Origin of the sequence: Hydrogenophaga sp., from assembly GCF_018780075.1 — a bacterium.
GTDB lineage: Bacteria > Pseudomonadota > Gammaproteobacteria > Burkholderiales > Burkholderiaceae_C > Hydrogenophaga.
Window position 1 is genome coordinate 1 of the sequence record NZ_JADMKB010000073.1, and the last position, 8,196, is coordinate 8,196.

The 8,196-nt window shown below is 68.4% G+C and carries 8 protein-coding genes; 3 read left to right on the forward strand and 5 right to left on the reverse strand.

Features of this window, described 5'->3' with window-relative positions:
* The coding region (locus IV088_RS13960) for an AIR carboxylase family protein (protein WP_291103057.1) at window positions 1–119 on the reverse strand (119 nt) is incomplete at its 3' end.
* 130 nt (window positions 120–249) lie between these two features.
* On the opposite strand from IV088_RS13960, the gene trxA reads away from it, so the two are divergent.
* Together trxA and IV088_RS13970 are read left to right on the forward strand one after the other, a co-directional pair.
* Window positions 250–1,158 carry a thioredoxin gene (gene trxA, locus IV088_RS13965; protein ID WP_291103042.1) on the forward strand — a complete coding sequence of 303 codons (909 nt, stop codon included), beginning with the start codon at window positions 250–252 and terminating at the stop codon, window positions 1,156–1,158.
* 76 nt (window positions 1,159–1,234) lie between these two features.
* Complete coding sequence (locus tag IV088_RS13970) at window positions 1,235–2,032, forward strand: alpha/beta hydrolase (protein ID WP_291103045.1); 798 nt, start codon at window positions 1,235–1,237, stop codon at window positions 2,030–2,032.
* Between the two features lie 3 nt (window positions 2,033–2,035).
* Here IV088_RS13970 and mgrA read toward each other — a convergent pair whose 3' ends face one another.
* The 4 genes from mgrA to IV088_RS13990 all read right to left on the reverse strand — a co-directional run bounded on the left by mgrA (window position 2,036) and on the right by IV088_RS13990 (window position 6,345).
* Window positions 2,036–3,076: an L-glyceraldehyde 3-phosphate reductase gene (gene mgrA / locus IV088_RS13975; protein ID WP_291103048.1), complete on the reverse strand. Its 1,041-nt coding sequence runs from the start codon at window positions 3,074–3,076 to the stop codon at window positions 2,036–2,038.
* 264 nt (window positions 3,077–3,340) lie between these two features.
* On the reverse strand, window positions 3,341–4,807 hold the full coding sequence (locus tag IV088_RS13980; protein WP_367171588.1) for an alanine/glycine:cation symporter family protein: 1,467 nt from the start codon (window positions 4,805–4,807) through the stop codon (window positions 3,341–3,343).
* A 123-nt stretch (window positions 4,808–4,930) separates the two neighbouring features.
* The gene (locus IV088_RS13985; RefSeq protein WP_291103050.1) at window positions 4,931–6,184 is read right to left on the reverse strand and encodes a D-amino acid dehydrogenase; all 1,254 of its coding nucleotides are present in this window, start codon (window positions 6,182–6,184) and stop codon (window positions 4,931–4,933) included.
* Entirely contained in the window at window positions 6,181–6,345 is a 165-nt protein-coding gene (locus tag IV088_RS13990; RefSeq protein WP_291103053.1) for a hypothetical protein, read from the reverse strand. Before IV088_RS13990 ends, IV088_RS13985 begins: the two co-directional genes overlap by 4 nt.
* Before the next feature lie 141 nt (window positions 6,346–6,486).
* On the opposite strand from IV088_RS13990, the gene IV088_RS13995 reads away from it, so the two are divergent.
* A complete protein-coding gene (locus IV088_RS13995; protein WP_291103055.1) occupies window positions 6,487–8,022 on the forward strand; it encodes a sigma 54-interacting transcriptional regulator in 1,536 nt (511 codons plus the stop codon).
* The last annotated feature ends 174 nt before the right edge of the window (window positions 8,023–8,196 follow it).

Below are 8,196 nucleotides of genomic sequence, written 5' to 3' on the forward strand. Positions count from 1 at the left end.
GCCGAGACCACGCGCGCCTCGTGCGTTATGCCGAAGTCTTTGAGGATCTGCACGGCGTGCTGCATGGTGTCCCAGTCGCTGCTGGAACCCATGACCACGCCCACCTGGATGGAACTCATGGGAAGGGGCTTTCTGCCGGGCTCGGACGGGCCGGCGGGTGCGGACGCGGTCGGGAAATCGGCCGCGCTCCGGTAAAGTGTCGATTTTACGTTTGCGCCCCTCCCGCCCCACAACAAGAACACCCACGCCATGATCAACGTCACCATTGAAAACTTTGAAACCGAGGTCATCGAAGCCTCCATGCACACCCCCGTGCTGGTGGATTTCTGGGCCCCTTGGTGCGGTCCCTGCAAGGTGATCGGCCCGCTGCTGGAGAAGGTGGAGATCGACTACGCCGGCCGCTTCAAGCTGGTGAAGATCGACTCGGACCAGGAACAGCAGCTGGCCCAGGCCTTCGGCATCAAGAGCATCCCCACCTGCGTGCTGCTGATGAACGGGCAGCCGGTGGACGGCTTCATGGGCGCGCTGCCCGAGGGCCAGATCAAGGCCTTTCTGGACAAACATGTGCCGGCGGCCGAAGAGGTCGAGGCCGCCGCTGAAGAAGCCGAAGCGCTCGACGCGCTGGCCGAAGGCGACGTGGAGGGCGCGCTCGCCAAGCTGCAGCACGCGGTGGACACCGACCCCAACAACGACGACGCGCGCTTCGATCTGGTGAAGCTGTTGCTGGAACTGGAGCGCGACGACGACGCCAAGGTGGCGTTCGCACCGGTGATCGCCAAGTCCGCCGCGGTGCGCCGGCTCGACTCGCTCAACCGCTGGATGAAGGCACGCGACGCGCAGGACATGGTGGCCGACCCCGAGGCCCGGGCCGCCGAGCTGCAGGCGAAGATCGCCGCCAACAAGCGCGACTTCGACAGCCGCTTCGCCCTGGCCCAGCTGCTGCTGGCGCACAGCCAGTTTGTGCCGGCGATGGACGAGCTGCTGGAGATCCTGATGCGCGACAAGGCCTGGAACGAAGAGCTGGCCCGCAAGACCTTCATTGCCATCCTCGACATCATCGAGCCACCCAAGCCCAAGGTCGCCGAAGGCCAGGTGCCGCCCGAAGACCCGACGGTGGCCACCTACCGCCGCCGGCTCTCCAGCGTGGTGCTGAGCTGAGCCTGGCCGGTCGTGCACCCCACCGGCGCACGACCGGACCGCGGGTTCCACCCCCAGCCCACCGACCGGAGCCCGCATGTCCCGACCCGAACCCTTTTTCCGCGAAGCGGGCGCTGGCCCGGGTGTCGTGTGCCTGCACTCGAACGCCAGCCACTCGGGTCAGTGGCGCGACCTGATGGAGCGGCTGGCGCCCGATTTCCATGTGCTCGCGCCCGATGGCTATGACGCAGGCAAAAGTCCGGCATGGCCGGCGGACCAACCCATGCGCCTGGACGACGAGGTCGCGCTGCTGGAGCCGGTGCTGGCGCGAGCCGGTTCACCGCTGGTGCTGGTGGGCCACTCCTACGGCGCGGCGGTCTCGCTGATCGCGGCGCTGCGGCACCCGGGCCGGGTGCGCGCCCTGGCCGTGTACGAACCCACGCTGTTCTCGCTGCTGGAACAGGAAACTCCTTCGCCAAACGACGCCGACGGCATCCGCCACGCCGTGACCGCTGCGGGCGAGGCGCTGGACCGTGACGACACGGACAGCGCTGCGGAGCACTTCATTGACTACTGGATGGGACCCGGCAGCTGGGCCGCCACGCCCGCGCCGCGCAAGCCCGCCATGGCCGAGTCGGTGCGGCAGGTGCGGCGCTGGGGCGACGCCCTGTTCAACGAACCCACGCCACTGGCGGCCTTTCGCACGCTCGACGTGCCGGTGCTGTACATGGTCGGCCAGCGCTCACCCGCCTCGGCGCGGGGGGTGGCCCGGCTGCTGTGCGCCACCTTGCCACAGGTGCAGCCGCTGACGTTCGCGGACCTGGGCCACATGGGGCCCATCACCCACGCCGAGCCGGTGAACGCGGCCATCGCCCGTTTTCTGGCCGGGCTCTGACACTCAGAGCCGCTGATCGGTGGATGGTTTCTTCCAGAGGTTGAGGCCGCCGTCCACCGCATGGCCGTCGATGGCGGCCAGCTCGTCGGCGCTGAACGCCAGGTTGTCCAGCGCGCCCACCAGTTCGGTGATCTGCGCGGGCTTGCTGGCACCGATCAGGGCCGAGCTCATGCCCGGCTGGCGCAGCACCCAGGCCACGGCCATCTGCGCCAGGGTCTGGCCGCGCGCCTGGGCGATCTGGTTCAAGGCGCGCACATGGGCCAGGTTCTGTTCGCTCAGGTGCTCGGCTTTGAACGAACCGCCGCCCGGCTGGTTGATGCGCGCGTCGGCCGGTACACCGTTCAGGTATTTGTTGGTCAGCAGGCCCTGTGCCAGCGGGCTGAAAGCGATGCAGCCCATGCCCTCGGCCTGCAGGGTGTCCAGCAGGTCTTCTTCGACCCAGCGGTTGAGCAGGCTGTAGGACGGCTGGTGGATCAGCAGCGGCACGCCCATCTGCCGCAGGATGGCCGCGGCCTCGCGCGTCTTGCCGGCCGAGTAGCTGGAGATGCCCACGTACAGCGCCTTGCCCTGCTGCACGGCGGTGGCCAGAGCGCCCATGGTTTCTTCCAGCGGCGTGTCGGCATCGAAGCGGTGCGAATAGAAAATGTCCACATAGTCCAGCCCCATGCGTTTCAGGCTCTGGTCGAGGCTGGCCAGCACGTACTTGCGCGAGCCGCCGCCTTGCCCATACGGACCGGGCCACATGTCGTAGCCGGCCTTGCTGGAGATGATGAGTTCGTCGCGGTAGGGCCGGAAGTCGCGGCGCAGGTGTTCGCCGAAGTTGGTCTCGGCGCTGCCGTAAGGCGGGCCGTAGTTGTTGGCGAGGTCGAAGTGGGTGATGCCCAGATCAAAGGCGGTGCGCAGCAGCGAGCGCTGTGTGGCCAAGGGCGTGGTGTCGCCGAAGTTGTGCCACAGGCCGAGGGTGATGCTGGGCAGCTTGAGGCCGCTCTTGCCGACGGTGCGGTAGGGCATGCGCTCGTAGCGCTGGGGGTGGGCGGTGTACATGGGTCGGTCTCCTGGTTTCGGTGCGTTGCACTCTACCCAGTAACCGGGCTGTAACCTTGTCCGGTGGGCAACAACCCCTTCGCCAGCGAACCCGGCGCACCCCGGCCGCCCCGTCCTCAGGGGCGGCGGGAGGTTTCAGGCGCTGATGGTGGTCTCACCAACGGACCGGTGGGCGCATCGCTGGCCCAGGCCGGTCCGGACCTCGTCACCGACGCGCGCGCGGCTGCGCAGCCCCGCCGGCATGGGTCAGGGCGCGCCTGCGGATCACTTCCGCTGTCCGGCCTTGCCGTCTTTGAGCCGCTCGACCCAGAAGGCCGCGTTGCGGATGCCCAGCGACTCGGGGTCGAAGCTGGGCTTGAGCTTGGCCTTCTTCTGGCGTTCGTAGTCTTTGAGCGCCAGCAGCGCCGGCTTCTGGATGATCAGGATGGCGACGATGTTGAGCCAGGCCATCAGGCCGACGCCGACGTCACCCAGGTCCCAGGCCAGGCCGGCGCTCTTGACCGAGCCGTAGGTGACGGCCGCCATGATGGCCAGCTTCAGCACGAAGCTCAGCCACGGCCGGTGCACCTTGCGGTTGATGTAGGCGATGTTGGTCTCGGCCATGTAGTAGTACGCCACGATGGTGGTGAAGGCGAAGAAGAACAGCGCGATCGCCACGAACGAAGCCCCGAAGCCCGGCAGCATGGTCTCGACCGCGGCCTGGGTGTAGGCGGCCCCGGTCTCGACGCCGGGCAGGCCGTTGAACAGCATTTCGCCGCTGGGCGCCTTGACGTTGTACATGCCGGTGGACAGCAGCATGAAGGCCGTTGCCGAGCAGACGAACAGCGTGTCGATGTAGACCGAGAAGGCCTGCACGTAGCCCTGCTCGGCGGGGTGGTCCACCTCGGCCGCGGCGGCGGGGTGCGGGCCTGTGCCCTGGCCGGCTTCGTTCGAGTACACGCCGCGCTTGACGCCCCACTGCACCGCCATGCCCATGACCGCGCCAAAGCCGGCCTCCAGGCCGAAGGCGCTCTTGAAGATCAGGGCGATCATGCCCGGCACCTGGCCGACGTTCAGCAGCACGATGACCAGCGCCACCAGGATGTAGGCGAGCGCCATGAACGGCACCACGATCTCGGCGAACAGCGCAATGCGCTTGACGCCGCCGAAGATGATGAAGCCCAGCAGCAGCACCATCACGGCGGCGCTCACGGCGGTGTCCACACCCCAGGCGTTGGCCAGCCCCGAGGCGATGCTGTTGGCCTGCACGCCCGGCAGCAGCAGGCCGGTGGCGATGACGGTCGACACCGCGAAAATCCACGCGTACCACTTCTGGCCCATGCACTTCTCGATGTAGTAGGCCGGGCCGCCGCGGTACTGGCCGTTGTCGTCCTTTTCTTTGTAGATCTGGGCCAGCGTCGATTCGACGTAGGCGGTCGACGCGCCCAGGAAGGCCACCATCCACATCCAGAACACCGCCCCCGGGCCGCCGAAGGTGATCGCGGTGGCGACGCCGGCGATGTTGCCCGTGCCCACCCGGCCCGACAACGACATGGCCAGCGCCTGGAACGAGGACACCCCGGCCGCCGACGACTTGTTGTTGAACATCAGCTTGATCATCTGACCCAGGCCGCGCACCTGCATGAAGCGGGTGCGCAACGAGAAGTACAGCCCGACACCCAGGCACAGGTAGATCAGAGCGGGGCTCCAGATGACGCCGTTGAGGGCGCTGACGATTTCGGACACGGACATGGGGTCTCCTTTGGTGTGTTGTGAAATGAAGGGACGGTCGGCCGCGCCGGATCTGCGCCCGGTGGCGGCCGTGCGCCCGGCGGGCGCGGTAGAAAGGATGGGTGGAAAACGCTGGCGGACCGCTCAGGCGTAGCGGTCCAGGCCGAGGCCTTCCATGTCAATCTCGGGCGACCTGCCGCTGATGAGGTCGGCCATCACGCGGCCGGTGCCGGTGGCCATGGTCCAGCCCAGCGTGCCGTGACCGGTGCACAGCAGCAGGTTCTTCACGCGGCAGCTGCCGAGGATCGGCGTGCCATCGGGTGTCATCGGGCGCAGGCCGGTCCAGAACTCGGCGCGTTGCACATCGCCACCGTGGGGGAACAGGTCGCCCACGACGAACTCCAGCGTCTTGCGCCGGCCGGCATCGAGGTTCAGGTCAAAGCCCGAGAGCTGCGCCGTGCCGCCCACGCGGATGCGGTCGCCCAGCCGCGTGACGGCCACCTTGTGCGTCTCGTCCATGATGGTGGACTCCGGCGCGGCCGCAGGGTCGGTGATCGGCACCGTGATCGAGAAGCCTTTCACCGGGTACACCGGCAGGTGCAGGCCCAGCGGCGCGGCCAGGGCCGTCGAGTAGCTGCCGGTGGCCAGCACGCAGCGGTCGGCGGTCATCAGGCCACGATCGGTCTGCACGCCGGTGAAGCGGTCGCCCGACTGCTCGATGTGCCGGATGTTCACGCCGAATTCGAAGCGCACCCCCAGGCCCTTTGCCATCTCGGCCAGGCGCTGGGTGAACAGGAAACAGTCGCCGGTTTCGTCGCCCGGCAGGCGCAGCGCGCCCACGAACTTCTCTTTCACCTGGGCCAGCGCGGGCTCGTACTGCAGGTAACCCTCGCGGTCGAGCACCTGGAAGGGCACGCCGTACTGGCGCAGGATCTCGACGTCCTTGCCCACGCCCTCAAGCTGTTTCTGGGTGCGGAACAGCTGCAGCGTGCCCTGGGCGCGGTCGTCGTACCGGATGCCGGTCTCGCGCCGCAGGTCGACCAGGCAGTCCCGGCTGTACTCGGCCAGCCGCACCATGCGCGCCTTGTTGACGCGGTAGCGCGCCTCGGTGCAGTTGCGCAGCATCGACAGACCCCAGCGCCACATGGCCGGGTCCAGCATCGGCTTGATGACCAGCGGGCTGTGGTGCATCAGCATCCACTTGATCGCCTTGACGGGCACACCCGGCCCGGCCCAGGGCGCCGAGTAGCCGGGCGAGACCTCGCCCGCGTTGGCGAAGCTGGTTTCGAGGGCCGGCGCGGGCTGCCGGTCAACAACCGTCACCTCGTGCCCGGCGCGCGCCAGGTAATACGCGACCGAGACGCCGATCACGCCGCTGCCAAGAACCAGAACCTTCATGCCTTTGAGCCCTCTTTATCGTTCACGAGGCCAACCCCGCCGTGGGCGGCTGTCTTGCAAGCCTTGTGCCACCCCGCGATGGCGCGGCCAACACCATACAAATCAAGCCCTTGCGCGCGCAGGCGTTGCGGGGCATCGGCCGCATCCGTATCGAATTCCATACAACACCAGGGGCGGCCGGCCGGATCGCACGGACCGCGCTTGCAGTGACCAGGCCCTCCAAACAGATTCCCACCGGCGCCGTTGCAGCCGTTAAACTGCCGTCACGATTTCATTCCACCGTATCAATTCCCGTACACACCATGCGCCTGAAAATCGAGTTCGTCGACCGCCTCGGCATCGCCCAGGAGATCCTCGCCGTGCTGGCCGGCCGCGGCCTGGATGTGATCGCCGTCGAGGTCGACCCGCCGCACATTTACCTGGAAGCCCCGGCGCTGTTGCCGGCCGACCTGGCCGGCGTGGACGCCGCCGTGCAGGCGATCCCCGGCGTCCGGCAGGCCACCGAGGTGTCCATGCTGCCCGGCGCACGCCGGCAGCTGTACCTCGATGCCTTGCTCGCATCGCTGGCCGATCCGGTGCTGGCGGTCGACGCGCAAGGCCAGGTGGTCGTGGCCAACGCCGCGGCGGCACAGGCCACCGGCCTGCGGGAGGACCAGCTCTCGGGCCTGTCGCTGCAAGAACTGACCGGCGACGCGGGCCTGGCCGACACCCTGGTCTCGCACGACTACCGCCTGCCCGTGGGCGAGGTGCAGGTCGGCGGTCAGCCCTACCTGCTGGAGACGGTGGCGCTGCACGAATCCGGCGGGCGTGTCGCCGGGGCCGTGCTGACGCTGCACGCGCCGCACCGCATCGGCGAACGCCTGAGCGCGCTGCAGAACTACAGCGCGGGCGGCTTCGAGGCCATCCTGGGCCGGTCCAACGCGATCCGCAACCTCCGGCAGCGCGCCGCCCGCATGGCGCAGGTCGATGCGCCGCTGCTGATCCGCGGCGAGACGGGCACCGGCAAGGAGCTGGTCGCCCACGCCTGCCACGCCGGCAGCCGGCGGCACGGGCAGCCCTTCTTTGCACTGAACTGCGCCGCCTTGCCCGAGAGCCTGGCCGAAAGCGAGCTGTTCGGCTATGCGCCGGGCGCCTTCACGGGCGCGCTGCGCGGTGGCCGGCCCGGGCTGCTGGAGCTGGCCGACGGCGGTACCCTGTTCCTCGACGAGGTGGGCGAGATGTCGCCCTACCTGCAAGCCAAGCTGCTGCGTTTCCTGAACGACGGCAGCTTCCGGCGCGTGGGGGGCGAGCGCGAGTTGAAAGCCGATGTCCGCATCATCAGCGCCACCCACCGTTCGCTGGAAGACATGGTGGAGAGCGGCGCCTTCCGGCAGGACCTGCTGTTCCGCCTGGACGTGCTGCAGGTCGTCGTGCCGCCGCTGCGCGAGCGCGCGGAGGACATCCTGCTGCTCGCGCATGCCTTCCTGCAGCGCGCCTGCTCGCAGGCCGGCCGGCCACCGGTGCGCCTGAGCCGCGCCGCCACCGCCGCGCTGCAGGCCAACCCCTGGCGCGGCAACGTCCGGCAGCTGCAGAACGTGATCTTCCGTGCCGTCACGATGAGCGACGCCGCCGTCATCGACACCGACAACCTCGAACTGGCCGATGCGGCCACGGCCGCCCAGACGGTGCTCGACGACGACAGCGTGACCCGACTGGACGAGGCGGTCGCCGGCTATGAATGCGCGCTGCTGCAGCGGCTGTGGCCCAAGTACCCGTCGACCCGCCGACTGGCCGAGCGCCTGGGCACCTCACATTCCGCGATCGCGGCACGGCTGCGCAAGTACGGCATCTCGAATTGAACCTGCGCCCGGGGTCCGGGGCCTTTACTTGGCCGTCGGCATCACGAACTCGGCACCCTTGCCGATGCTCTCGGGCCAGCGCTGCATGATCGACTTCTGCTTCGTGTAGAAGCGCACGCCCTCTTCGCCATAGGCGTGCATGTCGCCGAACAGGCTCTTCTTCCAGCCACCGAA

What these genes read in the sequence shown, in the direction of transcription:
- trxA (WP_291103042.1), top strand. Translation starts at nt 250, where the DNA reads ATGATCAACGTCACCATTGAAAACTTTGAAACCGAGGTCATCGAAGCC.
- IV088_RS13970 (WP_291103045.1), top strand. Translation starts at nt 1,235, where the DNA reads ATGTCCCGACCCGAACCCTTTTTCCGCGAAGCGGGCGCTGGCCCGGGT.
- mgrA (WP_291103048.1), bottom strand. Translation starts at nt 3,076, where the DNA reads ATGTACACCGCCCACCCCCAGCGCTACGAGCGCATGCCCTACCGCACC.
- IV088_RS13980 (WP_367171588.1), bottom strand. Translation starts at nt 4,807, where the DNA reads ATGTCCGTGTCCGAAATCGTCAGCGCCCTCAACGGCGTCATCTGGAGC.
- IV088_RS13985 (WP_291103050.1), bottom strand. Translation starts at nt 6,184, where the DNA reads ATGAAGGTTCTGGTTCTTGGCAGCGGCGTGATCGGCGTCTCGGTCGCG.
- IV088_RS13990 (WP_291103053.1), bottom strand. Translation starts at nt 6,345, where the DNA reads ATGGAATTCGATACGGATGCGGCCGATGCCCCGCAACGCCTGCGCGCG.
- IV088_RS13995 (WP_291103055.1), top strand. Translation starts at nt 6,487, where the DNA reads ATGCGCCTGAAAATCGAGTTCGTCGACCGCCTCGGCATCGCCCAGGAG.